At 59.3% G+C, this 25,866-nt stretch carries 24 protein-coding genes and 1 pseudogene; 9 read left to right on the top strand and 16 right to left on the bottom strand.

Annotated elements, in window-relative coordinates; all coding sequences use genetic code 11:
* The first annotated feature begins 72 nt into the window (after positions 1-72).
* The 6 genes from nusA (at position 73) to pnp (ending at position 8,281) form a co-directional block, all read left to right on the top strand.
* Entirely contained in the window at positions 73-1,587 is a 1,515-nt protein-coding gene (gene nusA / locus ACQKE4_RS14605; protein ID WP_290836221.1) for a transcription termination factor NusA, read from the top strand.
* A 27-nt stretch (positions 1,588-1,614) separates the two neighbouring features.
* Positions 1,615-4,185 (top strand): translation initiation factor IF-2, encoded by a 2,571-nt coding sequence (infB, locus tag ACQKE4_RS14600; RefSeq protein ID WP_427389093.1) that lies wholly within the window; start codon positions 1,615-1,617, stop codon positions 4,183-4,185.
* A gap of 18 nt (positions 4,186-4,203) precedes the next feature.
* Positions 4,204-4,620, top strand: a complete 417-nt coding sequence (gene rbfA / locus ACQKE4_RS14595) for a 30S ribosome-binding factor RbfA (RefSeq protein ID WP_427389092.1) — start codon at positions 4,204-4,206, stop codon at positions 4,618-4,620.
* Positions 4,620-5,540 (top strand): tRNA pseudouridine(55) synthase TruB, encoded by a 921-nt coding sequence (gene truB / locus ACQKE4_RS14590; RefSeq protein WP_427389091.1) that lies wholly within the window; start codon positions 4,620-4,622, stop codon positions 5,538-5,540. Before rbfA ends, truB begins: the two co-directional genes overlap by 1 nt.
* 136 nt (positions 5,541-5,676) lie before the next feature.
* Positions 5,677-5,946: a 30S ribosomal protein S15 gene (rpsO, locus tag ACQKE4_RS14585; protein WP_007111823.1), complete on the top strand. Its 270-nt coding sequence runs from the start codon at positions 5,677-5,679 to the stop codon at positions 5,944-5,946.
* A gap of 166 nt (positions 5,947-6,112) precedes the next feature.
* Positions 6,113-8,281, top strand: coding sequence for a polyribonucleotide nucleotidyltransferase (gene pnp / locus ACQKE4_RS14580; protein WP_427389090.1), 2,169 nt, complete (start codon positions 6,113-6,115; stop codon positions 8,279-8,281).
* Between the two features lie 154 nt (positions 8,282-8,435).
* Here the strand turns inward: pnp and ACQKE4_RS14575 are convergent, their stop codons facing one another.
* From ACQKE4_RS14575 to ACQKE4_RS14565, 3 genes are read right to left on the bottom strand one after another with little or no spacing between them, the layout of a single operon-like run.
* Positions 8,436-9,716 carry an ISL3-like element ISPpu12 family transposase gene (locus ACQKE4_RS14575; protein WP_427389089.1) on the bottom strand — a complete coding sequence of 427 codons (1,281 nt, stop codon included), beginning with the start codon at positions 9,714-9,716 and terminating at the stop codon, positions 8,436-8,438.
* Between the two features lie 21 nt (positions 9,717-9,737).
* A complete protein-coding gene (lspA, locus tag ACQKE4_RS14570) occupies positions 9,738-10,250 on the bottom strand; it encodes a signal peptidase II (RefSeq protein ID WP_004863699.1) in 513 nt (170 codons plus the stop codon).
* Between the two features lie 3 nt (positions 10,251-10,253).
* A complete protein-coding gene (locus tag ACQKE4_RS14565) occupies positions 10,254-11,150 on the bottom strand; it encodes a cation transporter (RefSeq protein WP_427389088.1) in 897 nt (298 codons plus the stop codon).
* Between the two features lie 95 nt (positions 11,151-11,245).
* Between ACQKE4_RS14565 and cadR the strand changes: the two genes are divergently transcribed.
* Positions 11,246-11,653: a Cd(II)/Pb(II)-responsive transcriptional regulator gene (gene cadR, locus ACQKE4_RS14560; protein ID WP_024126910.1), complete on the top strand. Its 408-nt coding sequence runs from the start codon at positions 11,246-11,248 to the stop codon at positions 11,651-11,653.
* Positions 11,654-12,388: 735 nt separating this feature from the next.
* Here the strand turns inward: cadR and ACQKE4_RS14555 are convergent.
* From ACQKE4_RS14555 to ACQKE4_RS14500, 12 genes are all read right to left on the bottom strand, one after another.
* Complete coding sequence (locus ACQKE4_RS14555) at positions 12,389-13,420, bottom strand: zinc-dependent alcohol dehydrogenase family protein (protein WP_427389087.1); 1,032 nt, start codon at positions 13,418-13,420, stop codon at positions 12,389-12,391.
* A gap of 69 nt (positions 13,421-13,489) precedes the next feature.
* Positions 13,490-14,677: a thiolase family protein gene (locus ACQKE4_RS14550; protein WP_023004657.1), complete on the bottom strand. Its 1,188-nt coding sequence runs from the start codon at positions 14,675-14,677 to the stop codon at positions 13,490-13,492.
* A gap of 97 nt (positions 14,678-14,774) precedes the next feature.
* Positions 14,775-16,541: a PHA/PHB synthase family protein gene (locus ACQKE4_RS14545; RefSeq protein WP_427389086.1), complete on the bottom strand. Its 1,767-nt coding sequence runs from the start codon at positions 16,539-16,541 to the stop codon at positions 14,775-14,777.
* Positions 16,541-17,560, bottom strand: a complete 1,020-nt coding sequence (locus tag ACQKE4_RS14540; protein ID WP_427389085.1) for a bifunctional enoyl-CoA hydratase/phosphate acetyltransferase — start codon at positions 17,558-17,560, stop codon at positions 16,541-16,543. Before ACQKE4_RS14540 ends, ACQKE4_RS14545 begins: the two co-directional genes overlap by 1 nt.
* Positions 17,557-18,759 carry an acetate/propionate family kinase gene (locus ACQKE4_RS14535; protein ID WP_427389084.1) on the bottom strand — a complete coding sequence of 401 codons (1,203 nt, stop codon included), beginning with the start codon at positions 18,757-18,759 and terminating at the stop codon, positions 17,557-17,559. Before ACQKE4_RS14535 ends, ACQKE4_RS14540 begins: the two co-directional genes overlap by 4 nt.
* A gap of 53 nt (positions 18,760-18,812) precedes the next feature.
* Complete coding sequence (locus tag ACQKE4_RS14530; protein ID WP_427389083.1) at positions 18,813-19,271, bottom strand: ATPase; 459 nt, start codon at positions 19,269-19,271, stop codon at positions 18,813-18,815.
* 66 nt (positions 19,272-19,337) lie between these two features.
* Positions 19,338-21,131, bottom strand: coding sequence for a DUF3141 domain-containing protein (locus ACQKE4_RS14525; RefSeq protein ID WP_427389082.1), 1,794 nt, complete (start codon positions 21,129-21,131; stop codon positions 19,338-19,340).
* A 6-nt stretch (positions 21,132-21,137) separates the two neighbouring features.
* Entirely contained in the window at positions 21,138-21,395 is a 258-nt protein-coding gene (locus ACQKE4_RS14520) for a heavy metal-binding domain-containing protein (RefSeq protein ID WP_427389119.1), read from the bottom strand.
* Between the two features lie 223 nt (positions 21,396-21,618).
* A complete protein-coding gene (locus tag ACQKE4_RS14515) occupies positions 21,619-21,873 on the bottom strand; it encodes an SHOCT domain-containing protein (RefSeq protein ID WP_427389081.1) in 255 nt (84 codons plus the stop codon).
* Positions 21,874-22,073: 200 nt separating this feature from the next.
* Positions 22,074-22,412, bottom strand: coding sequence for a DUF5676 family membrane protein (locus tag ACQKE4_RS14510; protein WP_427389080.1), 339 nt, complete (start codon positions 22,410-22,412; stop codon positions 22,074-22,076).
* On the bottom strand, positions 22,405-22,758 hold the full coding sequence (locus tag ACQKE4_RS14505) for a YHS domain-containing protein (RefSeq protein ID WP_427389079.1): 354 nt from the start codon (positions 22,756-22,758) through the stop codon (positions 22,405-22,407). The genes ACQKE4_RS14510 and ACQKE4_RS14505 overlap by 8 nt, the downstream gene beginning before the upstream one ends.
* A 204-nt stretch (positions 22,759-22,962) precedes the next feature.
* Positions 22,963-23,406, bottom strand: a complete 444-nt coding sequence (locus ACQKE4_RS14500) for a hypothetical protein (protein ID WP_427389078.1) — start codon at positions 23,404-23,406, stop codon at positions 22,963-22,965.
* Positions 23,407-23,819: 413 nt separating this feature from the next.
* Between ACQKE4_RS14500 and ACQKE4_RS14495 the strand changes: the two genes are divergently transcribed.
* Positions 23,820-24,251, top strand: a complete 432-nt coding sequence (locus ACQKE4_RS14495) for a MerR family transcriptional regulator (RefSeq protein ID WP_089686952.1) — start codon at positions 23,820-23,822, stop codon at positions 24,249-24,251.
* Between the two features lie 125 nt (positions 24,252-24,376).
* On the opposite strand, the pseudogene ACQKE4_RS14490 reads toward ACQKE4_RS14495, so the two are convergent.
* Positions 24,377-24,496 (bottom strand): annotated as a pseudogene (locus ACQKE4_RS14490) (IS630-like element ISHsp2 family transposase); the annotation flags it as partial.
* A gap of 93 nt (positions 24,497-24,589) precedes the next feature.
* Between ACQKE4_RS14490 and ACQKE4_RS14485 the strand changes: the two are divergent.
* Positions 24,590-25,759, top strand: a complete 1,170-nt coding sequence (locus tag ACQKE4_RS14485) for an MFS transporter (protein ID WP_427389077.1) — start codon at positions 24,590-24,592, stop codon at positions 25,757-25,759.
* Positions 25,760-25,866: the final 107 nt, after the last annotated feature.

Genomic DNA, 25,866 nt, shown 5'->3' with positions numbered 1-25,866 from the left:
CCGAGTGGCGACGCTGTCGGCAGGCTGCCGGGGTGATGCACATAAGGATAGGTTTTCTGGCGAGGCATACGCATGAGTAAAGAAATTTTAATGGTCGTTGACGCGATCTCCAATGAGAAGGGCGTCCCGCGCGACGTTATCTTCGAGGCGGTAGAAGCCGCTCTTGCGAGCGCGTCACGCAAACGTTTTGACAAAGAAGAAGCCAATGTGCGCGTGCATATTGACCGTCGCACAGGGGAGTACGAAACCTTCCGCTTCTGGACCGTTGTGGAAGATGACGAATTCGAAACACCTGATTACGAAATTAAAGAAACGATTGCCGAGCAGCGTGATCCGCCGCTTAAGTTAGGCGACGTTGTCGAGAAAAGCATCGAAAACGCTGCATTTGGACGTATTGCTGCGCAGACCGCCAAGCAGGTTATCGTGCAGAAAGTGCGCGAGGCTGAGCGGGCTGAAGTCGTGCGCCAATATGCTGATCGTGAAGGCGAGTTGGTGGCGGGTATTGTTAAAAAGACTACCCGTGACGGTCTGATCATTGATTTGGGCGAGAACGCTGAAGCGTTTTTGCCGCGCAATGAAATGATTCATGGTGAGCGTTACCGCATGAATGAGCGGGTGCGTGCACTGTTGGTTAAAGTGGATCCAGATGCTCGCGGTGCTCAGCTTCAGCTATCGCGGACCTGTCCCGAGCTGATTATTGAGCTGTTCAAAATTGAAGTGCCTGAAATCGCCGAGCAGTTGATTGAGATTAAAGGTGCGGCGCGTGACCCGGGGTCGCGTGCCAAAATTGCGGTAAAAACCAATGATCGCCGCATTGATCCTGTGGGAGCCTGTGTGGGCATGCGCGGTTCGCGCGTTCAAGCGGTCTCTTCGGAACTGCAAAACGAACGCGTTGATATCGTGCTGTGGGACGACAATCCTGCCCAGCTTGTGATTAACGCCATGGCACCCGCCGATGTTGGGTCTATCTTAGTGGATGAAGATGCCCACGCGATGGATGTGGCGGTGGCGCAAGATAACCTTGCTCAGGCCATTGGTCGTAGCGGTCAGAATGTGCGTTTAGCCTCTGAACTTACCGGCTGGCGTATCAACGTGATGACCGAAGAGGAAGCGGAGTCTAAGCGCGACCAAGAAATTGATAGCCTGGTCGACTCTTTCATCCAGCATCTTGAAGTGGATGAAGATGTCGCCCGCCTGTTGGTGGAAGAGGGTTTCACAACCCTGGAAGAAGTAGCCTACGTGCCGCTGGAAGAAATGCTCGAAATCGAAGAGTTCGATGAAGAATTAGTCGAAGCGCTACGTGCACGTGCGAAAGACGAACTGCTGACGATGGCCATTGCCTCGGAAGAAGCACTGGACGGTGCCCAGCCAGCAGCAGATTTGCTGGAGATGGAGGGCATGGAGCGCCACTTGGCCTTCATCCTGGCCAGTCGCGGCATTGTCACTATGGAAGATCTCGCCGAGCAGTCTGTCGACGATCTGGTCGATATCGAGGAGTTGGACGAAGCGCGCGCAGCGGCACTGATCATGACTGCCCGTGCGCCCTGGTTTGAAGACGAAGACGTATCGGATTCGAACACACAGTAAACAGGTCACGGGCTGAGGAGGGTCAATATGTCAGATATGACAGTTAAAGATTTCGCAGTAAAGGTGGGCCGTGATGTGCCTCGCCTATTAGAGCAAATGAAAGAAGCCGGTTTAAAGCACGCTCGAGAAAGTGATGCTGTGTCTGAAGAAGACAAGCACAAGTTGCTGAGCTTCCTGAAGAAGAGCCATGGCGGTAGCGATACAGCTGAGGCGGGTAAAAATCGCATCACGCTAACGCGTAAAACACGCACTCGCATCAATACCGGTGAGCGCGGCAAAACCATTGAAGTGCAAGTACGTAAGAAAAAAACCTACGTTAAAAGCGCTGAAGATGAGAAGCCGAAAGCTGCAGAGCCTAGCTACACTGGCCCACGCCAGTTAGTCGGTGATATGGCAGAAGCGGAAGCCGAACGCAAAGTAAATGATGCGCGTGAAGCCGAAGAGAAAGTAGCCGCACAGAAAGCGCGTGCTGCCAAGGTTGCTGAAGCCACTGCGCGTAGCAAAGAGGCTGAAGCTAAGCCGAAAGCGCCTGCAGCACCTAAAGCACCGGTTGCAACGGATATCGAAGTCCCCAATCTTGAGATTGATGACTCACCGTCTGGCGATGATATGCCGCCGGCGCCGCCGAAAGAAGGCCGTTCGGATCGCCGTACTGCGCCGCCGAAAAAGACCGCTGCAAAGGCCAAGGGCCGTCGTGACGATGAAGATCGCGGTGATCGCGAAGAGCGCAAACGCGGTGGCGGTGGTAAGAAGGTAAAACGTGCCGAGCAACGTCGTGGTGGTCGCCGTGGTGGCAACCAGACCGGCAATGGCAAGCACGCTTTCCAGAAGCCGACACAGCCGATTGTGCGTGAAGTGTCGATCCCTGAATCGATCAGCGTGGCAGAATTGGCCGACAAAATGTCGATCAAAGCCAACGAAGTCATCAAGGCCATGTTTAACATGGGCGCGGCAGTGACCATCAACCAAACCATCGATCAGGATACGGCTGCGATCGTGGTGGAAGAGATGGGCCACACGCCGAAGCTGGTGAAAGATGACGCGCTGGAAACGGAAATGCTGGAAGGCATCTCCTATGAAGGCGAAGAGATCACCCGTTCACCCGTTGTGACGGTGATGGGTCACGTTGACCACGGTAAAACCTCGCTGCTCGATTACATCCGTAAAGCGAAAGTAGCGACCGGTGAAGCGGGTGGTATTACCCAGCACATCGGTGCCTACCACGTGGAAGATAACCACGGTGGCGTCACCTTCCTGGATACCCCAGGCCATGCGGCGTTTACCGCCATGCGTGCCCGCGGTGCTAAAGCTACCGACGTGGTTATCCTGGTCGTGGCTGCGGATGATGGCGTGATGCCTCAAACGGTTGAGGCTATTGAGCATTCTAAAGCCGCTGAAGTACCCATGGTGGTGGCGGTGAACAAGATCGATAAGCAGGGCATTGATCTGGACCGCATCAAGAACGAGCTTTCCCAGCACGGCGTGATTTCGGAAGAGTGGGGCGGTGATACGCAGTTTGTTCACGTCTCTGCCAAGACTGGTGAAGGCATGGAAGAGCTGCTGGAAGCGATCCAGCTGGCCTCCGAAGTGCTTGAGCTAAAAGCCGTGCCTTCCGCGCCGGGTAAAGGTGTTGTCGTTGAGTCACGCCTTGATAAAGGTCGCGGCCCGGTCGCTACCGTACTGGTTCAGAACGGTACGCTGAGAAAGGGCGATATCGTCCTGGCAGGCCTGCACTACGGCCGCGTACGTGCGCTGACCAACGAACTTGCCCAGCAGGTTGATTCGGTTGGCCCGGCCATGCCGGTCGAAATCCAAGGCTTGGGCGGTACGCCGGATGCCGGTGATGACTTTATGGTCGTGGCCGACGAGAAGAAAGCCCGCGAAGTGGCGAACTTCCGTCAAGGCAAATACCGCGAAGTGCGCCTGGCGCGTCAGCAGAAGGCCAAGCTGGAGAACATGTTTAGCCAGATGGGCCAAGACGAAGTGGCCAAGGTCAACATCGTCCTCAAAGCCGACGTACAAGGCTCGTTGGAAGCGATCAAAGGCGCTCTTGAAGAGCTCTCTACCGGTGAAGTTGAAGTGGCCGTGGTCTCCTCTGGTGTCGGCGGTATCACTGGTACCGATGCCAACCTGGCGCTAGCCTCTGAAGCCATCGTGGTCGGCTTTAACGTCCGTGCTGACGCGGCTGCCCGTGAGATCATCGAGCGTGAAGGCTTGGATCTACGCTACTACAGCGTTATCTACCAGTTGATCGACGAGGTCAAACAGGCGATGAGCGGTATGCTCGCGCCTGAGTGGAAAGAAGAGATCGTCGGTGTTGCTGAAGTGCGTGATGTCTTCCGTGCGCCGAAGATTGGTGCCATCGCCGGTTGTATGGTCATTGAAGGCAGCGTACACCGTAATAAGAAGATCCGCGTGCTGCGTGATGACGTGGTGATTTACGAAGGCGAACTCGAATCGCTACGCCGCTTCAAAGACGATGTGCAAGAAGTGCGCAACGGTATGGAGTGTGGCATCGGCGTGAAGAACTACAACGATGTCCAAGTCGGCGACAAGATCGAAGTCTTCGACCAAGTGAAGGTCGAGCGTAGCCTGTAAGGCTGCGAGGAGCTAAACATGCGCGAATTTAAGCGTACCGACCGGGTAGCCGACCAGCTCCAAAAGGAGCTGGCGGTACTTATTCAGCGCGAAGTGAAAGACCCGCGTTTAGGCATGGTCACGGTCAGCGGTGTCACCGTTAGCCGTGATCTTGGCTACTCCGATGTCTATGTCACGCTGTTGGGTGAGCAAGAACCCGAGCGTATTAAAGAGAACTTGCAGGTGCTTAAGCGCGCTGCTGGTTTTCTGAGAAGTCAGATCGCTAAGCGCATTAAATTGCGTCACGTGCCGGAACTGCGCTTTCATTATGATGAAAGCGTGGTACGCGGCCAACATCTCTCTTCACTGATTGATGAGGCTGTGACTACTGACCGTGCGCGCTATCAAGACGATGAGAATGATGCCGACACCGAGCAAAGTGAGGAAACTCGCTAGTGGCGCGTCAACGTCGCGGTCTGCCGGTTAATGGTGTACTGCTGCTGGATAAGCCTAAGGGCGTCTCCAGCAACCATGCGCTGCAGCGTGTTCGTCGGCTGTTTCAGGCTCAAAAAGCTGGGCACACCGGCACGCTAGATCCTATGGCAACCGGCTTATTGCCGATTTGCCTGGGGGAAGCCACTAAGTTCTCATCGCACTTGCTGGAAGCCGATAAGGTGTATCGCACCCGCGTAGAGCTGGGTGTGATCACCGATACCGGCGATGCAGAAGGTACAGTTATTGAGCAGCATGAGGTTCCCAGTTTAAGCGTCGATGACGTGGAAGCTGTGCTCACCCGCTTTCGCGGTGAGATTGACCAAGTGCCACCCATGTACTCAGCCTTAAAGCATAATGGTAAAAAACTTTACGAGTTGGCCCGCGAAGGCAAACACGTAGAGCGTGCAGCCAGGCGCGTAAGCGTGTATGATGCGCGCCTGCTGGCGTTTGACGGTACCGCTTTCGAGTTGGAAGTAAGCTGCAGTAAGGGCACTTACATTCGCACGTTAGCCGAAGATATTGGTCAAGCGCTTGGCTGTGGCGCCCACATCAGTCAACTAAGAAGGCTCAAAACAGGGCCTTTTTTAGCCGATGCGATGTGGACGTTAGAGGCACTTGAAGCCTTGGCCGATCAAGCGGCACTGGAAGCTGAACTCATGCCGGTGGATGTGCTGGTGGATCACTTGCCGTCGTTGACGGTGGACGATACTGCCCACACCCGTTTGGCCCATGGACAGCCTGCCAACCTGACGACCGGCACATTAGCACCGGATGCGTTAGCCAGACTTTATTACGCCGAGACGTTTATCGGCCTTGGCGTAGTGAAAGGGGCCCAGGAAGTGGCACCGAAGCGACTGTTAAGTACTGTCGCTATCTCGTAAACAGCGTTGCAAGGAGGCAGCCGTCTGCGGGAAGCTAGTTAGTAGAAATTAGCTAGTGGAAAGTAGCAGCTTGAGACTGCAAATATGCGTGGTCTCACCCATTCATTTTTAGGCATATTGCTTACTGGAGATACAGATGGCTTTAACCGCTGAGAAGAAGGCCGAGATCGTCACCGAATACGGCCGCGGCGACAACGATACCGGTTCCCCTGAAGTGCAGGTTGCTCTGCTGAGCGCCAACATCAATGGCCTGCAGGACCACTTCAAGACCAACAAACAGGATCACCACTCACGTCGTGGTCTGATCCGCATGGTTAACCAGCGTCGTAAGCTGCTGGACTACCTAAAGCGTAAAGATTTCGAACGCTATCAGTCTCTGATTCAGCGTTTAGGTCTACGTCGTTAAGCGTTAACGGCAACGATCAAAACGGGCAGCTCCCTGTGTGAGCTGCCCGTTTTTTTATGCCTCGTTTTTTAATCACGAGAGGGAACTGGTAGCCCTATCGCGTTTCAGCGCCTAGAATGGTAACGAGTCAAAACGACCTAAACGAATAGACAAGTAGATATTGATAATGCTGAAGGAAGTCGCTGTGAATCCGGTAAAGAAAACGTTCCAGTACGGTCGTAGCACCGTCACGCTCGAAACCGGGCGTATTGCTCGCCAGGCCACCGGCGCTGTCATGGTCACTATGGATGACACCGTTGTGCTGTGTACTGTGGTAGCGCGTAAAGACGCTAACCCGAGCCAGCCCTTTTTCCCCCTCTCGGTACACTACCAAGAGAAAACCTATGCAGTGGGCAAAATTCCTGGCGGCTTCTTTAAGCGCGAAGGGCGCCCCACTGAGAAAGAGACACTGACCTCGCGTCTGATTGATCGCCCCATTCGCCCGTTATTCCCGAAAGGCTTTATGAACGAAGTGCAGGTGGTGTGTACCGTTCTCTCCACCGATCGTAACCACGATCCGGATATTGCCGCACTGCTTGGTACTTCTGCAGCGCTGAGTATCTCTGGTGTACCGTTTAAAGGCCCTATTGGCGCTGCACGGGTAGGCTTTAACGAAGAGCAAGGCTACTTCCTTAACCCAACGGTTGAAGAGCTGGCTACCTCTGAGCTGGACATGGTCGTTGCCGGTACTGAAAAAGCCGTGTTGATGGTTGAGTCAGAAGCCAAAGAGCTGCTCGAAGATGAAATGCTGGGTGCTGTACTGTTCGGGCATGAAGAGATGCAGGTTGCGATTACTGCGATCAACGAGCTAGTTGCCGAAGCGGGCAAGCCGCGCTGGGAGTGGCAGGCAGCCGAAGAAAATCTGGCGCTGAAAACTGCCATGGCAAATGCTTTTGAAGCCCAGGTGGGCGATGCTTATCGCATCACCGATAAAATGCAGCGTCAGGACGCCCTGGCAGCGCTAAAAGATCAGGCGATTGAGCAGCTGGCCGCCGTAGAAGGCGAACCCGTTAATGAAAAGTTCATTAAAGATGACGTGAAGGGTGCCTTCGCTGCTCTTGAAAAACGTGTGGTACGTTCACGCGTGGTTAAAGGTGAGCCACGTATCGACGGTCGTGATAACCAAACGGTACGTCCGTTGGCCATTGAAGTTGGCGTACTGCCCAAAACGCACGGTTCTGCCATCTTTACCCGTGGTGAGACCCAGGCAATTGCCGTGGCGACACTCGGCACCCTACGTGATTCGCAGTTGATTGAATCACTGGAAGGCGAGCGTAAAGATCGCTTTATGCTGCACTACAACTTCCCTCCCTACTCGGTAGGCGAAGCTGGCTTTATGGGTGGCCCCAAGCGTCGTGAAATCGGCCACGGCCGTCTAGCGCGCCGCGGTGTTGAGGCTATGCTGCCTTCTGCTGACGCCTTCCCGTATACCATTCGTGTGGTGTCCGAAATTACTGAGTCTAATGGCTCAAGCTCGATGGCGTCCGTGTGTGGCTCCTCACTTGCCCTGATGGATGCGGGCGTACCGCTGAAAGCGCCGGTGGCCGGTATTGCCATGGGCTTGGTAAAAGACGATAACGGTTTTGCGGTACTGACCGATATCCTGGGTGACGAAGACCACCTGGGCGATATGGACTTTAAAGTTGCCGGTTCTGAAGAGGGCATTACTGCCCTGCAGATGGACATCAAGATCGAAGGCATCAACGAAGAGATTATGGAGCTCGCGCTGCAGCAAGCCCTAGCCGCGCGTCTGAGTATTCTTGAGCAGATGAATGTGGTGATCAGCCAGAGCCGCACCGATGTCTCGGACAACGCGCCGTCTATGGCCACGATCAAAATCGATCCTGACAAGATTCGTGATGTCATCGGTAAAGGTGGCGCGACCATTCGCAAAATTTGCGAAGACACCGGCGCTTCTATCGACCTTGATGACGATGGCACCGTGCGTATTTACGCGGAAGATAAAGCCGCGGCCAAGCGTGCCATTGATACTGTCCTGGCGATTACCGCAGAAGCGGAAATCGGCAAGCTGTATAACGGTAAGGTAGTGCGTATTGCCGATTTCGGTGCGTTCGTTAACATCATGCCGGGTACTGACGGCCTGGTGCACATCTCGCAGATCGTTGCAGAGCGCGTTAACAACGTGCGTGACTTCTTAAACGAAGGCGATGACGTGATCGTGAAGGTACTCGATATCGACAACCGCAACCGCGTGAAGCTGTCGATGAAAGAGATTACCGAAGAAGAGAAAACCGCTTTTGCAGCAGAAGTGACGGAAACCGAAGCCACGATTTAAAGCGAGTGATTTAAATCGCTAGTTAGGTGTCTGATACCGCCCTCGTAGCCTCTGGCTGCGGGGGCGGTTCTGTTTATTAACGGCGGTTTTTCTGATGGGTATACGGATTTAATGGTTGATGGGGCACCTTCACCCCATCAATCTGATACCACCCTCAGATGGTTGATAGATCGACTCCGTAGTTGAGTTCCTCTGCGAAGTCCGGCAGTCCGTAACCGATGGTTTTCTTGTAGAAAGGAGAGACCTTCGCAGTCGGTGCCTTCTTCTTGTGCTTCGTGGTGTAGAGCATTCGTGCCCGCATCACCTCGAAGGAGTAACCGCGCCCTTCACGGTTCTTGTCCTTGGCCAGTCGGTTGATGGACTCCGTGTAAGCGTTGGTGACGGGCATGTCCGTCTCGAAGTAGGTCATGGTCTCTTCGCGCCAGTTTCCCACTGCCCTGACCAGATCGCTCCAGACTTCCTTTTGGCCCTTCGGGATGGTGGCTATCCACTCGTCCAGGGCGGCTTCTGCCTGGAGCCGTGTGGTGGCGTCCCAGATGCCGTAGAAGCGCTCCTTGTGCTCGTAGGCGGCCAGCAGTTGCGGGAACGCGCCTGTCCAGGTCTCCATGATGAGGCGCTCCCGGTCTGAGACTTCGTGAGCGCGTTTCAGCAGGATTTTCCGGTCAGTCCGGCTCTGGGACGGTTTCAGCTCCTTTCTGAGGCCCTTGCGCACTCTCTCTAGGGCATCGTTGGCCATGCGCACCACATGGAACTTATCGACCACGATACGGGCCTGGGGCAGCACAGCCTTGACCGCTGCCCGGTAGGGGTTCCACATGTCCATGCTGACGATCTCGACCTTCTGCCGGTCTTTCAGCTTCATCAGGTAGTTGGTCACCACGTCCTGGCGGCGGGTGGCCAGCAGGTCGAGCAGGGTTCGCTCCTCAATGTTGGTCAGAATGCAGCGGTAGCGCTTGTTCAGGTATAGCTCGTCAATGCCCAGGATGCGGGGCGTCTCGAAGCGGTGCCAGCGCCCCAGGAACTCGGCGCGGGCGTTGAAGATGTCGCGCACCGTCTTCTCGTCCAGGCCGGTCTGTGCCGCCACAAAGGTGTAGGGGTGGTTGAAGGATTCCTTCTCCACGTACTCATGCAGCCGCAGTGTCATACGGAATCCGTCCACCATCTCCGGTAGCTGGGGCCTGAATGTTGTCTTGCAGGCCCGGCAGGTGTATCGGCGGCGGACCACCCAGAGAGTGACCCGCTTGCCGTGGATGGGCAGATCACGATAGGGAACGTCACGCTTGCCGAACCGTACGAACTCACCCTGCACGCCGCATTCCTCGCAGGCGATGGGATCGGGCACGTCCACCTGGAAGTGCATTTCGTCGTCGGTTGATTTGCAGCCCAGTACTTGGTATTGCGGCAGGTGAAGGATGTTGTCGGGAAGTTCGGTCATGGTGTTGTATAGGCGTAGGTGTCAGTCAGATCCATCCGGCTCGGCATTGGTGTTTGCTTTTTTACCCAACAAGCTGCTGGAAACGAAAAGTAAGGCACCGAGGACAATTGCAATATCAGCCAGGTTGAAGGCCGGCCAATGCCAGTCTCGCCAATAGAAATCAAAGGAATCCACAACATAGCCGCGAAAGACCCGGTCAATCAGGTTGCCCATGGCGCCACCGAGGATAAGACTGTAAGCGATGGCTTCTCCTTTATGACGATTTTCAAGGATCAGCTTGATCAGAAAAATCGAGACCACTACCGCGATTCCGATAAAAAAGTAGCGCTGCCAGCCTCCACCATTCGCAAAAAGACTGAATGCGGCACCGGTGTTCCATAGGTGCACCCAGTTAAAGAACGGGGTCACCGAAACATACTCGCCATAGGCCATTGATTGCTGCACCAGCCACTTTACAGCCTGATCAGACGCTGCCAGCAGGCCCGATATGGACAATAGGGCATACGGCGAGAGCTTTTTGCCAATAATGAGCATTATTTAACCCTTCAACGCCAGAATGCGTCTGGCACCGTTAAGTACAATGACCCCCGCGATGGTGCCGATAATCAGATCCGGATAATTGGACCCGGTCCACGCGACCAGGGCGCCGGCGGTGATGACCCCCAGGTTGATCACCACGTCGTTGGCCGAAAATATCCAGCTAGCCTTCATATGAGCTCCGCCCCCTCGATGTTTGGATACCATCAGCAGACAGGCGGTATTGGCAATCAATGCGACGAATGCGATGGCTATCATCACCAGCGATTCAGGCTCACTACCGAATACAAAGCGCCTCACGACCTCTACGAGTACGCCAACAGCCAAAACCAGTTGGACCACACCAGCAACGTGCGCAACACGGACCTGCCTTTTCACGCTATGCCCAACCGCATAAAGAGCGAGTCCGTACACTGCCGCATCAGCAAAATTGTCCAGGGACTCTGCAATGAGGCCAGTTGACTGAGCCATCAGACCGGCAGTCATTTCCACCACGAACAGAAGTGCATTGATGCCGAGCAACCAGCGCAGGGTCCCGGATTCTTGCTTAGCAGAAGCTGCCGAAAACTCGGCGGCCTTGATGGTCTCCGGATTTGCAGCGACGGTTTCCTGAAGCGAGGCGCCTAGCCCCAAGGTCTTCAGCTTCGCGGTGACGGGCTCGACCTCACCGTCATGCACGACCTTCAACCGGCGGTTCGACAAGTCGAAGGACAGTGCCCGAATCCCCTCAACGCCGTTCAGGGCCAGGCGAATCATGCGCTCTTCTGATGGACAGTCCATCTTCGGCACGGCATAAACACTGACCCATTCCCCCGACGCATCGGAGGAGGCCTGCATATCGGTATCCGCCGCAGGCCTTGCATGGTCGCCACAGGGGCCTCCGCAGTTTTTACTCATGATATGACTCCACTTGAATGTGATCGGGTTTTCATTTAAAACTATATAGTCGCTATAAGGTCAATAGCGTAGAGAATCCGTTGCGGAGGAACCCGATGCGTATTGGTCAGTTGGCACAGTCAGTAGGGGTAGATACACAGACGATCCGCTTCTACGAACGGCAGGGCTTGTTGCCGCCGCCTGGTCGGCAGGAGAACGGTTACCGTGTCTATACCGAGAAACACGTTGAGCGGCTGGCCTTTATTCGTCGCTGCCGCATCCTGGATCTGTCACTGGCAGAAATTCACGAACTAAAGCGCTATCAGGACGACCCTCATCAGTCCTGTACCGCTGTCAATGCCTTGCTCGATGATCACATCTCTCATGTGCGCTCGCAGATAACCGCTCTGCAAGCGCTTGAGAAACAACTCGTTTCACTGAGAGCGAGTTGCAACGATGACCGGGAAGTTGAGGCGTGTGGGGTTCTTGCTGGAATTAGCGAAGGAAACATGCACCAGCAGTAGGTGAAGCATCAACCAGATAATCCGATGAGATGCCGGTCTGTCTCACTCTCATGCAAAGGTAAGATCAACCATTTAATCCGCTTACCCGTTTTGATGAGACGAATCTCACTGGGTCACTTTACCCTTGTGCCACGAAACGACACGCCCAAACGCCACGCCTTAGAGTTCCTCGAACCCCATCTCAAAAAGGCTGTCGCGAGTGGCGGCGACGTAGCGAATTCATTACCACCGTGACTTTCATTGTGCCGGCTTTCTCGCCTTTCCTCCGATTACCGTGAGATGGATGTTCATGTCGGTGAAGGTGCTGAGCTATGGAGTCGCCTGCCTCGCCTTGATGTCTTGAATCAACTTGTTGGCTGGGTCATCATGGGTTTAAAGATTATGTTTTTATTCCCCGCAGTAATATAAGTGGGTGAGGCCGAATGGAGTAAATCTGGGCAACACATGATATTTCGATCAGACGTCAAGTCTGTTTGACGACATTGATTATAGCTGTGCAAGCTGAAGATGCAGATGCAGTTCAGCGGTGCTCGCTTCTCGGGCCATTGAGTAGTTCGCCGAAGTGCTCGATGCCGGAGGCGGCCTTGGCACGCAGCTTGTCGAGGCTCTTATTGGGCATCGCCTTCACCATGGCCATGCAGTAGCCCCCCCCCCGGGGGCGATGGCCGCGACGCAGGTATTGTGGCGGGCGAAGTCCTTGGCCCAGGTGGCGCCCATCGCATCCCCCCGGATCGGTTACTCGGCCGTCAATAGCATCTTGATGGCCTGCTCCTTCGATGCCCGGGAAAACACGTCGTAGGCCTTCTCGATGTCGTCGAGCTTGAAGCGGTGGGTCACCAAACCTGCGGGCTCGACGCCACCGGCCTCGACGATGCGCATTAGCACCGGGGTCGTGTTGGTGTTCACTAGGCCAGTACGCACCGTGACATTCTTGATCCAGAGATCCTGCAGGCGGAACTCGACGCTCTTGCCGTGCACGCCGATATTGGCGATATGCCCCCCCGGGCGCACGATGCGCTGGCAGATATCGAAGGTCTCGGGGATTCCCACTGCTTCCATGGCGACGTCCACGCCTTCGCCACCGGTCAGCTCGTCGATAGCGTCGAGTGGATCCCGGGCGATGGTGTCGGTGGCGCCGAGCTGCTTGGCCATGGCCAGACGGTTCTCGTCGGGGTCGATCATGATAATCCGTGCGGGAGAATAGAAGCGCGAGGTCATCAGGGCCGCCAGGCCGATGGGCCCCGCGCCGACAATGGCCACCGTGTCGCCGAGCCCTACCTCGCCGTTCAAGGCGCCGATCTCATGGCCGGTAGGCAGAATGTCACTGAGCATCACCGCCGCGGCGCGGTCCATGTCCTTAGGCAAGCGGTGCAGGCTGTTGTCCGCGTGCGGGATACGCACGTACTCGGCTTGGGTGCCGTCGATCAGATGACCGAGGATCCAGCCGCCGTCGCGGCAGTGGGCATAGAGACCCCGCTTGCAATAGTCGCAGCGGCCACACGAGGTGATGCAGGAAATCAGCACCTCATCGCCGACCTGAATATGGCTCACGCCGTCGCCGACCTCCTCGACGACGCCGACGCCCTCGTGGCCGAGGATACGACCATCCTCCACGGCGGGTACGTCGCCCTTGAGGATGTGCAGGTCGGTGCCGCAGATGGTGGTATGGGTAATGCGCACCACCGCATCCGTGGGCTTGGTGATGCTCGGGCGCGGTTTGTCCTCCCAGCGACGCTGGCCAGGACCATGATAGACGAGTGCTTTCATGATGTTGCCTCCTTGAGTGGCGCGGCTCGGCACTTTCATAGCGAGCCGCGCGTACGGGTTGATTCGCGGTTACGCTAGGCGCTCCAGCGCCAGCGCCACCCCCTGGCCGCCACCGATGCACAAGGTGACCACGCCGCGGCGCACGTCGTCCCGGGCCATGGCGTGCAGCAGCCGGGTGGTCAGCACCGCCCCGGTGGCGCCGATGGGATGGCCATGGGCGATCGCGCCGCCTTCCACATTGACGATGTCCTCGGCCAGCCCGAGCTCCCCGATCAGGGCAAGGACGATGGCCGCGAAGGCCTCGTTGATCTCGATGCGCTCGACATCACCCATGCGCCAGCCGGCGCGTGCTAGTGCCTGTTGCACCGCCGGCACCGGGCCGAGGCCGAAGTAGCCGGGCTCGACGGCGCCGACGCCGTAGCTCACCAGACGCGCCATGGGCGCGAGGCCCTGGCGTTCCGCCCAGGCGCGATCGGCGACGATCATCGCCGCCGCGCCCGTGTTCAGCCCGGGGGCGTTGCCGGCGGTGATGGTGCCCTCCTTGCGGAAGGCCGGCCTGAGTTTGCCGAGGCCCTCGGCGGTGGCGTCGGGGCGGTTGTGCTCATCGCGCCCGAAGGCCACCGTGCCCTTGCGGGAGTTGACTTCGACCGGCACGATCTCGGCGTCGAAGCGTCCTGCCGCCTGCGCCTCGCCGAAGCGCTGCTGGCTGCGCGCCGCCCATCGGTCCTGATCCTCGCGGCTGATGCCGAAGCGGCTGACCAGATCCTCGGTGTGCCACCCCGAGTGCTGATCGGAGAAGGCATCATTGAGCCCGTCGCGCAGCATGCTGTCGTAGATTTCGGCATTGCCCATGCGATGGCCCCAGCGTCCGGCGAGATCCAGGTAGGGCGCGAGGTCCATATTCTCCATTCCGCCGGCGATGGCACAGTCGAGATGCCCGAGCATCACCTCCTGGGCGGCGCTGGCCACGGCTTGGGCGCCGGAGCCGCAGACCCGGTTGACCGTCATCGCCGGCACCGACACCGGCAAGCCGGCATGGATCGCGGCCTGGCGCGCCGGGTTCATCTTGGCGCCGGCCTGGACCACCTGACCCAGCACCACGCTCTGCACGTCCTCGGGGGCCAAGCCCGAGCGGCGCAGGCTCTCGGCGATGGCGGTGGCGCCGAGCTCGGGTGCCGGCGTGGCCTTGAGTGTGCCGCCGTAGGTGCCGATGGCCGTGCGCACCGGGGCGCAGAGAACGACGTTGGATTCCTTCATGATTGCTCACCTCGCTGACTATGACATTGGCCGCGCCCTTCGGCACGGCTGCTCTGGGGCCATCGATGGCAGCGGCCCCCTTCCCCGCAGGACGGGCTCATTTCTCCAGGACATAACGTCCTGGCGCTTCGTCCAGCGCCGGATAGCCTTGGGTCTCCCCCGGCTCCCGAGCGGGTATGCGCTGGGTACTGTGACCTTCCAGCCAGCCCTGCCAGCAGGGCCACCAGGAGCCGTCATGATGCGCGGCAGTGGCCTGCCAGCCATCCGGATCCATGAAGGGGTCCTCAGCCTGGATGGTCGAGATCTGGTGGAAGCGGCGGGAATCACCGGGCGGGTTGACGATGCCGGCGTTGTGCCCGCCGCTGGAGAGCACGAAGGTGACGTCCGCCGGCGTCAGCCACTGAACCTTGTAGACGGAGCGCCAGGGGGCGACATGATCCTTGAGCGTGCTGACGGCGAACACGGGGATCTCGATGTCGGTCAGCGATACGGGCCGTTCGTCCACCCGGTAGCGCCCACCGGCGAGATCGTTGTCGAGGAACAGCCACCGGAGGTACTCGCTGTGCATGCGCGCCGGCATGCGGGTGCCGTCGGCGTTCCAGGCCATCAGGTCGAACATGGGCGGACGTTCGCCGGCCAGATAACTGCGCACCATCTTCGACCAGATCAGGTCCTGGGAACGCAGCAACTGGAAGGCGCCGGCCATCTGCCGGGTGTCCAGATAGCCCCTGACGGCCATGAGGTCCTCGAGGAAACGCACCTGATCCTCGTCGATGAACAGCATCAGCTCACCGGCCTCGCTGAAGTCGGTCTGCGCGGCGAGCAGCGTCAGGCTGGCCAGGCGAGTGTCACCGTCCCGGCCCATGGCGGCCGCGGCAATCGACAGCAGCGTCCCGCCCAGGCAATAGCCCACGCCGTGGACACGCTGCTGCGGGCAGATGGCCGTGACCGCGTCGAGGGCCGCCATGACCCCCAGCCGCCGGTAGTCGGCCATGCCCAGGTCCCGCTCCTCGCTGCCCGGGTTCTTCCAGGACACGACGAACACCGTATGGCCCTGCGCCACCAGGTAGCGAACCAGGGAGTTTTCCGGGGAGAGGTCCAGGATGTAGTACTTCATGATCCAGGCCGGCACGATCAGCACCGGCTCGACATGGACCTCCTGGGTGGCGGGCGCGTACTGGATCAGCTCGATGAGCCGGTTGCGGTAGACCACCTTGCCCGGCGTCACCGCCACGTCTCGGCCGACCCGGTATGCTTCGACGCCCACAGGCCCCTCGCCGGCCTGCCGGCGGCGCCAGTCCTCCAGCAGATTACTGGCGCCGCGGGCCAGGTTGGCGCCACCCTCGCGCCGAGTCTGCTCCAGCAATTCGGGGTTGGTGGCGAGGAAGTTCGACGGCGAGAAGACGTCGAGTATCTGTCGTGCACCGAAGTTCACCATCGCCTCATGGTGGCGCGAGACACCCGGTACACCGGTGGTGGCTGCATGCCACCACTGCTGCTGCAGCAGGAAACCCTGATAGAGCACGTTGAAAGGCCAGCGCTGCCAGGCCTCGCCGCGAAAGCGCTTGTCCTGGGGTAACGGCTCGATGCAGGGCTCGCACGGTGCCCGGCAAGCCTGCTCCCAGTAACCGCCGAAGCGTTGCCACTTACGCAGGGCCTTGCCGACGAGTTCCGTCTGCTTGTCCGGTGACAGCAGCAGGTGTTGCGCCCAGTCCCACCAGGCCTGCTGGACGGCGGTCGGTGACAGCCCCCCTGTGAAGAGGCTCATCATGGCGTGCAGGCGCTGATCGGTGGTCGTCGCCGGTGGGCTCGCTGTCGTCCCGTCGATGGTGGCTCGGGTGGTGGTTCGGGTCGTGGTGTCCATCAGCGCACCTCCCTGGGGCAGCAGGCCGACTCGGGTTGCGGGGAACAGCAGAAGGTGGATTCCGCTTCGTCAGGGGAGGGCACGGGCAGGCGGATCCCCGCGCGGTACATCAGCGCCGCCACGGCCAGTCCGGCCAGGCGCGCCTCGGGCGGGTCGGCCCGGGAACTCAGTACCGCCGGCACCGTCAGCCCCATGACCACCCCGGCCGCCGTGGCGCCGGCATGGTACTCGAGGTTCTTGGCCAACACGTTGCCTGACACCAGATCCGGCATGAGCAGGATGTCGGCCTTCCCCGCCACCGGGGAGTCGATGCCCTTTTCGCGCGCGGCCCGTTCCGAGATGGCGTTGTCGAAGGCCAGTGGCCCGTCGACCTCGGCGCCGGCAATCTGGCCGCGGCGGGCCATCAGGGTCAGGCAGGCCGCATCCAGGGTAGAGACGATGGCCGGATTGACCGTTTCCACGGCGGAAATGACCGCGGCACGTGGCCGCTCGAGCCCGATCATGTGCATCAGCTCGATGGCGTTCTGGAGAATCTGCGCCTTGGCATTGAGGTCGGGGGTAATGTTCACGGCCGCATCGGTCACGGACAGCAGGCGTGGGCAGTCGGGCACGTCCACCAAAAAGACGTGGCTCACTCGCCGGCCGGGCTGTCGCAGGCCATTGTCCAGCAGGGCATGCATGAAGGTATCGGTGTGGAGGTGCCCTTTCATCAGCGCCTCCGCGCGTCCGGCCTGCACGAGCTCCACCCCGCGGCGAGCGGCGGCCGCCTCCGAGTCGGCCTCGATCACCGATGCCGGGTCGACCTCCCAGCCGAGCGTGGCCGCAACCTCGACGACCTCGGCGGGGCGGCCGATGAGCACCGGCTCGGCGATGCGTCGCCTCGCCGCCTCGCGAAGCGTCTCCAGCACCGCGGCCTGGGCCGCGTTGACCACGGCGACGCGGATCGGGTTACCGCCACTGGCTCGCTGAATCAGGTCATCGAGCGTCGCCAAGGCCATTGGCGTTGCCGTCTGGGTCATGTCACCTCCTGGGTGTTGGTTAATGTGCGCTGCACGTGCCGGGCGATCATCCGTTCTTCATCGGTGGCCACGGCCTCTACCCGGACCGGGCCCTCGGCGGCGGAAATCACCGGCCCGGGCGTGCGGTTGCGTCCTTCCTCCAGTGTGATGCCGAGATACCCCATTCCTGCGCAGATCTGTGCCCGGATCGCCGGTGAGTTCGCGCCGATGCCGCCGGTGAAGATCAGCCGGTCCAGCCCGCCGAGCGCGGCGCTCAGGGCACCGATGAAGTGGCGGGCACGATGGCAGAAGAAGTCGACGGCCTGCGCGGCCTCCGGCGTATCCTCGCGGTGCGTCAGGAGTTCCCGCATGTCGGCACTCACCCCGGAAAGTCCCAGCAGCCCCGAGCGTCGATAGAGGAGTTCCTCGATCTCTGCGGCATCGAGCCCGTCATGCCCGGCCAAATAGAGCAGGATACCGGGGTCCAGATCGCCGCTGCGGGTACCCATGGGCATGCCGCCCAAGGCACTGAAGCCCATCGTCGTCTCGATGCTGCGCCCGTGGCGGATCGCCGCCATCGACGCCCCGTTGCCCAGGTGCGCCACGATCAGGCGCTCGCGTAACGCCTCCGGGCCATGGCGTCGCCTCAGGTCGTCGACGATGAACTCGTAGGAGAGGCCGTGGAAACCGTAGCGACGCACCCCTTGGGCCGCGTATTCCCGGGGCAGGCCGGTGTGCCGGGCAACCGCGGGCAGGCCGTGGTGGAATGCCGTGTCGAAGCAGGCGAGCTGGGGCACGTCGGGGAACTGCGTGCGCATGGCGGTGATGCCGGCCAGGTTGTGTGGCAGGTGCAGCGGAGCCAGTGGCACCAGAGCGTGAAGCCGGTCCAGCAGGGAGGCATCGATCCGTTGGGGGCAGTCGCAATCGGGGCCACCATGGACCACCCGGTGCCCGATGCCGACGAGGTCCAGTCGGCTTGTCTGCTGTTGAAGAAGGGTGTCGACCTTCTCGATGGCGGTGGCATGATCAGCCAGTCGCGCGGGGTGGTCGTCAACCGTTCCCTGTGCACTCGACATCTGGAGCCGGCCTTGTGACGTGCCGATCCCACTGGCCGCTCCCCATACCAGCCGTGCGAGCCCTTCCGTCACACCGAACACGGCGAACTTCAGGCTGGATGACCCGCAGTTGACCACCAGAATGGCCGATCGACGGTTTGGCATAGTCGAGTTTTCCTTACTCCGGGGGCGAAAGATGGTCCCTGTTCAGCGCCCGACTACAGGTCTCGGGCTCGGTTGATCTGTTGGGACAGACGCATCGCCTCGTGTTCCTCCAGCTTCAAGAGCTCGCGAACGAGATCCCGAGCCTCGGGGATGTCGGCGCGTCCTTCCAGGCAGCGGTATAGCGCGATGACCTGATCGTGCAGCGAGAAGACTTCCCGGCTGATGTCTTCGAAGCCCATCTCGGCATAGGGCAAATTGCACGCCTGATGGGGTTTGATGGGCGCATGCGACAGATAATCGTAGACCCAGGTGTTTAGGGCCTTGGGGTCGGCCTGCTTCTCGAAGCTGGCCACGGTGTGCTCCAGGACCGCCTCGTGATCGGCGAGATACTCCAGCAGTGATTTGGCCCGTGCCTCCTCCTGCCGGGTGGCACAGTGCCTGAAGCACTCGGCCAACTGGGCATGCAGCTGGCGAGTCCAGTCGATCAGGTCATGAAAGGTCTCGATCTTCATTTATTGCTCTCCATTAGTGGGTTGCTCTATAGGTATTGGCTGTAAACCGGGTCGGCTTCGACTGGGTCACTCGTTCTCGCTCCACCATCCCCCGCCGTAGAGGTTGCGAAACCCCATCTCGTACATGCTGTCGCGGGTCGTGCCGGCAAGCTCCAGCGTCGAGGCGATAGAGTCGCTCAACAGCGTCTCCCATTGCCGATAGGGGGTGTCACTATCGATCGGCGCCGGTGCGGTCTCTACCATCTCGGCCAGCCACTTCACACCGGTCATCCAGGGGGAGAAGCGTTCCGAGTACATCAGCCGGCTGGTCCGCGCCGGATGCAGTTGACGCAGCACCTCGGCTGACCAGGGGGTGGTGTAAAACCGCACCCAGGGCCCGACGAAGGTCTCGTAGAGGGCCACATTGTGCTCGGAGAGCGCTCGCACCCCTTCGAACGCCGGGGCCTGGTCGGGAAAGTTCAGGTCTTCCACGCGGCGCTCCTCGAAGCGCACCTGGAACTGGGGCTTGTGACAGTCGGGGTCGCCGGTGGGGTTGTCGATGCGCATCTCGTAGAGGCCAGGGGCCAGGTCATTCAGATTGCCGACGCTCTCGAGGATCGCTCGGTGCTCGAGGCGCGCCACCTTGGAGGAGACGAAGATGCCCAGATGCCCGACGTGGGGATTGAGCAGGTAGACGATACGCTGGTCGGCGGCCTTGAGTGCCGCGGTATCGGGATAGACCGCGGGGATCCAGTTGAGCGCCTGATGGGGCGGGGTGATGTTGTCGCCGCCGGAGGCGAAGATCACCAGGGGGTTGCGGATGCGCTTGAGGTCGACGCTACAGCCGGGGCAGACCTCGAGCTCGCCACGCTCCAGCTTGTTGCCGACGAAAAGGTTCTCGACGATGGCAACGATCTCCTCTTTGCTCAGGCTATAGAAGCCCGTCCACCAGCGCTCGAACTCGAGGAAGCGTTCGCGCTGGCCGTCGATGTCGGCGAACAGCTGATAGTCCTTCTGCCACAGGGTATTCGCAGGCTTGAGGGCTTCGAAGTTGGTGGCGAGGTTCGCACCGTCGAAGCGCCCGTCTCCCAGGTCGGCCATCAGGTGCGTCAGCCAGGCACCGCCAAGCAGGCCGCCGGCGAGGCGCATGGGATTGACGCCGGATTCGCCCGACCAGTAGGAGAGCGGCGAGCCGTTCAGCACCGCCGGCCCGACCAGACCCTCGCAGTCGGCGGCGAGCAGCGCGATGGCCCAGCCCGCCTGGCAGTTACCGTAGAGCACCGGCGGCTGGCCGGGGTGGCGCTCGGCCAGCGTCTCGACGAAGCGTCGCAGGACGTGCAGCACGTCCTCCAGTGTCTGGCCGGGGACGGGCTCGGGGAAGAAGATCACGAAGTAGACCGGGTGCCCCTCATGCAGTGCCATGCCGACCTCGGAGTCGCGCTTGAAGCCGCCGATGCCTGGGCCGTGGCCGGCACGCGGGTCGACGATCATCACCGGCGGCCTAGTCTCGTCGAGGCAGTCCTCCAGGCAGTCATCCCCCACGCGGGTGATGCGCAGCAGGGCATAGTTGGCGGGGCGCGCTAGTCGACGGCCATCCACGAGCATCTCGTAATCGAAGTCGAGCAGTGGCGGCTTGCCCGCCTGCTCATGCTCGAGCATGTTGTCCGCGCGCTCACGCAGGGTATCCAGGTAGCGCAGGCCGCGCCGCCACAGGTCGGTCTGGTAGGCGAGCAGTTCCGTCGCCGGGTGGCTCGGGAGGAGGCCCTCTTCGGGCTCGGGTACGGTCATCGGGGCGGCCATCTCTGGTGGGGCGGTGGGTTGGCGCTTGCGCGGGGCTTTACGCGCCGCGGGGGCCTTGGTGGTCGATGTCTTGGCGGTCATGGTGGATTACCTCTCGGTGTCAGGATGTCGTGGGCGCCGATCTCGATCCGGGACTCGGACAGGAAGCGGTACGGCGGAACCTTCAGGTTGATCGGCGCCGGCATGCCCGGCCGGCACCTTGTCGTACTTGCCGCCGTGGGCCGGCGCGGAGGCCCCATGACCATGCCCGTCATGCGTCTGCGAGTCGTCGCTTCCCACGGGCACGAGGTGCATGCCGCACTTGGGGCAGTCACCCGGCTGGTCGGAGACGACCTCCGGGTGCATCGGGCAGGTGTATTGGGCGCCACCCTGGCTGCCGGCGGCGTGTTGGTCCGTATCGCCGCTGCCTCGTGTCGGTGCCTCGTGCGAGGCATGCCCGTGACAATGGTCGTGTTGGTGTTGCGTCATGGAATCGTCTCCGTCGCCTCCGCGTCTTGATTCAACCTCGTGGCCCTATCTCGATAGGGTCGAAACTAATAGTGCCGTATCCAATAATCAGGAGGTGCGATCAAAGCAGAAGATCGCGCTTGCGTTGCTCGTACTCCGCGCGGTCGATTTCTCCCCGGGCGTAGCGTTCTTGAATAAGGTCCAGGGCCGTTGGCCGCCGTTGAGAAAATGGCTCGCCCCGGCCTCGGGTCAGGCCACGCACCAGGAGAACGGCCAAGGCAATGACGATGCCCCAGAACAACACCATCATGAGCCCGCCGAAGAGCATATGCCCCCAGCCGTAACTCCCCATATACGCCATCATGTCGCCCCACATGGTCGGATCTCCTTTCATGTTACTTACTTTGCCCTGACGTCAGGCTAAAGCCTGCGGGTAACCCAAGGGTCAAGAGAAGGTAGAGATGAAAGTAGGCGGCTCTTGATCCCGGACAGTTTCCGACCTCTTCAGTGGAATGGAATCAACGCCGCACGCATGCGTTGAGGCCTTCGGTATTGAGTGATGGATTCGTTCATGGCCTACGCTCCGCTGTGTCGGTTGAGGCGTGTGACAAAGAAGTTGTATAGCGGGCCGAAGACCAGGGCGATGTACCAGCCGTAGCCGAAACTTTCGACCAGCCCCAGGAAGAAGCTTGACCAGCTGAGCCAAGTGAAGCCTGGCAACAAGCGCAGCCAGCTCTTATACATCGCCTGGTCGGGAAACAGCAGATCGAAGCCGACGCAAAGGATGAAGGTTACGGCCAGGAACAGCCCCAGGCTCATCCCGAGTGCGATCACGGGAATCCGCGGCGTTGCCTGAACCGGCAAGCGAGTTCCTGAACGGGGCTTGGCTGTCAACGGAGCATTGGCATCAGGCATCTTTGTTCTCCGGTTGGAGGGGCGAGGCCGTTGCACCAGGGACGAGATACTGTTCGGGCGCGGCCTCGAAGCGCTCCCGGCAGTCACGAGAGCAGAAGTAAAAGACGTGGCCATCGTGGACGCTCGGCTTGGCCCTTTCGGTTCTGACGGTCTTGCCGCAGACGGGGTCGACGTCCTCGGCTGGCGGAATCCACTTCAGCCCCTCGGTGGCGTGTGGATCCTCTCGACTATCGTCGCCATGGTTGCTCCTGCCATGGCGGTGCCCCATGACGTGGGCACCACAGCCAAAGCGCATCATCAGAAAGAGGATCGCTGCCCAAAGCAGGAAGTAAAACAGTGCGTCCATAAAGTCTTCCTCGTGACGTCCGCTAAGCCGTACCCGATACCGAGCACTCGGGTGTGGTTGCGAATGTGCATGCACTTCTCATGGTGGGAGGAGTCTCTGCACACACAGCGGCCACTCCGGCAGTTGCCTGGATCAATGTGGGGCGGGCACGGGTTTCTCCCGCACAGCCATGTCTGGAAGCGCGGGATCAGGGAGCGAGTCGACTTAGACTCTGTAGCGTTGGGTCAAAAGGTAGACTGGAACCGAAGAGGGGGAGAGGAGAGCGCTTGGCCTGCCGCTGGCGGTGACAACCCGGGGCGCTATGGCTGGGGCCGTCATGCTCAAAGGAAGAGGCTCGAAGTCCAAGTCCTGGCGCTCCAGGCGCAACAGGGCGCTGCCGACATTACGAGTGCCATGGCCATGGTGGCATCGCGGTTGAGGATAGTCTGCGTTGATGAACTCGATGTTCGAGTGCGCATCTGCGTGAGGCTCAACGCCAACCTGGCCAGACACAGTAGAGGAGGGAGCATCTGCCGAGGAAGGGACATCTGCCATTGTGGCGGCGCTAGAGAGCAGTAGCACCATGCCCAGCAGGATGACCAGACCAAAGCGATGCCACGCGGTGGCAGACCGCGAGGATTGCTTGGGAAATGACGCGTGCCTGGCCATGCGGCAGGGCTCCTGCAGAGTGATGTACATCTTACCCTAGCACAGAATCGAATCCTGTCCATTGACATGGATCAAGATGGAGCTTGCCGTAAGCTGCAGTGGCCTCATTGAAGTGGTGACCTGGGCGAATGGCTGGGATGACTTTTACCATAGGTTATACCGTTTCGGCATGGATGTATGTTCAAAACTTTGGTCTTGGTTGGTTATTCGGCATGACACCAGCGCAGTATTAACTTCTTGAATCCTTTGTACCGCACTCATGCGTATCTGTTTTTTTACCCTTGATTCAAGGCCACATTTTGGAGGTGCAGCACTACGATGGAGACCGCCATGGGTCGACCCAGCTCGATCTTGACCTTTGGGCAGCCTCAAGGTTGTAAGCTGACGTAGAATGGATATGTAGGGAAAGGGCAATGCGAGTCACAGAATTGGCTCGTGCTGGTGGCGTCTCTGCTGAAACGGTACGCCACTACACACGTGAGGGTCTGTTACGACCGCAACGGGATCCGTGCAATGGCTATCAACTTTACGATGAAGAGGCGCTAGGGCGACTTCGTTTCATTGATTGCCTTCGTTCGTTGGGAGTTGGTCTCCCGGCAATCAAGCAGATACTACATTGGGCGGATCAAGACAATCCTACGGTTGTCGATAGGTATACGCCGTTGGCTAATAAAGGTTGTCACATTCGCTTGCGGATTCGAGAGCTCCAGGCGATAGCGCAATGGCTGGAGAGCATTGAACATGATGATGCACCCGATGATTCCAGCCTGAGGCAACTGATAGTAGCTTTGGGGTCGTCGGGGTCAGCGGACATCAAGGGTGATTCAGAAAGACGCCGTCAGTGATGCGGAAGAGATGTTATGTCGGCAGGATCTTCTCTACCGATTATTCACTGCTGATGTCAGAGTTACTATATGCCAAACATGATTTTTAGTAGTTCGTAGATTCCCGTTGCCGAACGCTTAAGTGGCTATTCAAAATTTATCGTGCGCTCAGACCCGTAGCCGCCGAGTAGGCGACAGACCTCCTTGCTGAGGTGGTCAAATGAGAGATAGGCACTCAACGGTAGCCATGCGTACTTCATCTGCCGGCCATTGCGGGATTTTCTTAGCTGCCAGTTTGTTGATGCTAGGTTCGTTAATGTCTGATGTTGAAGAAAGATTGGGTCGCTAAGGAGTAGCAGATGGAGCAGCAGCAAGCACCGCGCTGGTGGGCGGTGGTGGCCGTGATGATCGGCATTTTTCTATTAGTCACCGCAGAACAGCTGCCGATAGGGCTATTGTCTCAGGTAGCCTCTTCAATGGGGGTTTCCCCTGGTATGGCAGGTTTAATGGTTACTGTGCCCGGCGTGGTTGCGGCCTTCTCTGCCCCGCTGTTACCGGTTGCGGTGGGGCGTTTGGATAGACGCATTATGCTCACGGTATTGATGATCGTGATGGTGGCGGGAAGTGTACTCTCAGCATTTGCCAGTAGCTTTACGCTGCTGTTGGCCGCGCGGGTGCTGGTGGGGCTCAGTATTGGTGGCTTTTGGGCGGTGGCGGGCAGCATTGCCCCGCGATTGGTACCTGAGGCTCAGGTGCCAAAAGCGATGACGATGATTTTTGGGGGCGTCGCTGCGGCCTCGGTGTTGGGTGTGCCTCTGGGTACGCTATTGGGTGATCTTAGCAACTGGCGAGTTGCTTTTGGGGCATTGGGCGGCTTGAGCCTGCTTACGGCTATAGCGCTTTGGTGCTGGCTGCCGCCGCTACCACCGCGGGAACCGGTTCGCTTGCGGGTGCTGGCGCAGCAGTTTAGCAACTGTGGCGTACGGGTGGCGGTATTAACTACGGGCTTCGTAGTGGTAGGCCACTTTGCTGCTTACACTTTTATTAGCCCTATCCTGCAAGAGATCAGCGGTATTTCCCAGCGCCATGTAAGTAGCCTGCTGCTGCTTTATGGGGCGGCGGGTATTATGGGTAATATCGCGGCGGGTATGTTTGCTGGGCGCCACCCTTACCGCGCAGTACTGGTGATTCCTAGCCTGCTGCTGATCGTTGTCGCTGTTTTCCCGCTGCTGGGTGTTCAGCCAAGCAGTGGCGTGCTACTACTCATGGTGTGGGGAGCGGTGTTTGGTAGTGTGTCGGTCAGCATTCAAACCTGGATTTTGCGCACCGCACCCAATACGGAAGCCGCCACGGCGTTGATGGCGTTTACGTTTAATATGTCGATTGGTCTAGGTGCCATGATGGGTGGGCGTATCGTCGATGGCGCAAGCTTACCTATTGCTATGTGGACCGCATCAGGATTGTTCCTGCTAGGCGCATTGCTGGTACTGAGCACACCCGCCAAGGTAGTTGGGCAGAAGGCACGCTGATCAAGTGCGAGTATCGGCATAGGGGCGGTCAGCATGGCTGACCGGTCCCCTGCCACACCACCCGGCATGCGGGTCCGCACCGGGCGGTTCGAGAAGTTAAGGTTATG

The sequence above is a fragment of the Halomonas sp. NPDC076908 genome (assembly GCF_050269715.1).
GTDB lineage: Bacteria > Pseudomonadota > Gammaproteobacteria > Pseudomonadales > Halomonadaceae > Vreelandella.
The sequence above is the reverse complement of the archived record's forward strand: the minus strand, read 5'-3'. Positions and strand labels throughout refer to the sequence as shown.

Coding starts and splice junctions, on each gene's coding strand:
- nusA (WP_290836221.1), top strand. CDS start 73: ATGAGTAAAGAAATTTTAATGGTCGTTGACGCGATCTCCAATGAGAAG.
- infB (WP_427389093.1), top strand. CDS start 1,615: ATGTCAGATATGACAGTTAAAGATTTCGCAGTAAAGGTGGGCCGTGAT.
- rbfA (WP_427389092.1), top strand. CDS start 4,204: ATGCGCGAATTTAAGCGTACCGACCGGGTAGCCGACCAGCTCCAAAAG.
- rpsO (WP_007111823.1), top strand. CDS start 5,677: ATGGCTTTAACCGCTGAGAAGAAGGCCGAGATCGTCACCGAATACGGC.
- pnp (WP_427389090.1), top strand. CDS start 6,113: ATGCTGAAGGAAGTCGCTGTGAATCCGGTAAAGAAAACGTTCCAGTAC.
- ACQKE4_RS14575 (WP_427389089.1), bottom strand. CDS start 9,716: ATGACCGAACTTCCCGACAACATCCTTCACCTGCCGCAATACCAAGTA.
- lspA (WP_004863699.1), bottom strand. CDS start 10,250: ATGCTCATTATTGGCAAAAAGCTCTCGCCGTATGCCCTATTGTCCATA.
- ACQKE4_RS14565 (WP_427389088.1), bottom strand. CDS start 11,150: ATGAGTAAAAACTGCGGAGGCCCCTGTGGCGACCATGCAAGGCCTGCG.
- cadR (WP_024126910.1), top strand. CDS start 11,246: ATGCGTATTGGTCAGTTGGCACAGTCAGTAGGGGTAGATACACAGACG.
- ACQKE4_RS14555 (WP_427389087.1), bottom strand. CDS start 13,420: ATGAAAGCACTCGTCTATCATGGTCCTGGCCAGCGTCGCTGGGAGGAC.
- ACQKE4_RS14550 (WP_023004657.1), bottom strand. CDS start 14,677: ATGAAGGAATCCAACGTCGTTCTCTGCGCCCCGGTGCGCACGGCCATC.
- ACQKE4_RS14545 (WP_427389086.1), bottom strand. CDS start 16,541: ATGGACACCACGACCCGAACCACCACCCGAGCCACCATCGACGGGACG.
- ACQKE4_RS14540 (WP_427389085.1), bottom strand. CDS start 17,560: ATGACCCAGACGGCAACGCCAATGGCCTTGGCGACGCTCGATGACCTG.
- ACQKE4_RS14535 (WP_427389084.1), bottom strand. CDS start 18,759: ATGCCAAACCGTCGATCGGCCATTCTGGTGGTCAACTGCGGGTCATCC.
- ACQKE4_RS14530 (WP_427389083.1), bottom strand. CDS start 19,271: ATGAAGATCGAGACCTTTCATGACCTGATCGACTGGACTCGCCAGCTG.
- ACQKE4_RS14525 (WP_427389082.1), bottom strand. CDS start 21,131: ATGACCGCCAAGACATCGACCACCAAGGCCCCCGCGGCGCGTAAAGCC.
- ACQKE4_RS14520 (WP_427389119.1), bottom strand. CDS start 21,395: ATGCACCCGGAGGTCGTCTCCGACCAGCCGGGTGACTGCCCCAAGTGC.
- ACQKE4_RS14515 (WP_427389081.1), bottom strand. CDS start 21,873: ATGTGGGGCGACATGATGGCGTATATGGGGAGTTACGGCTGGGGGCAT.
- ACQKE4_RS14510 (WP_427389080.1), bottom strand. CDS start 22,412: ATGCCTGATGCCAATGCTCCGTTGACAGCCAAGCCCCGTTCAGGAACT.
- ACQKE4_RS14505 (WP_427389079.1), bottom strand. CDS start 22,758: ATGGACGCACTGTTTTACTTCCTGCTTTGGGCAGCGATCCTCTTTCTG.
- ACQKE4_RS14500 (WP_427389078.1), bottom strand. CDS start 23,406: ATGGCCAGGCACGCGTCATTTCCCAAGCAATCCTCGCGGTCTGCCACC.
- ACQKE4_RS14495 (WP_089686952.1), top strand. CDS start 23,820: ATGCGAGTCACAGAATTGGCTCGTGCTGGTGGCGTCTCTGCTGAAACG.
- ACQKE4_RS14485 (WP_427389077.1), top strand. CDS start 24,590: ATGGAGCAGCAGCAAGCACCGCGCTGGTGGGCGGTGGTGGCCGTGATG.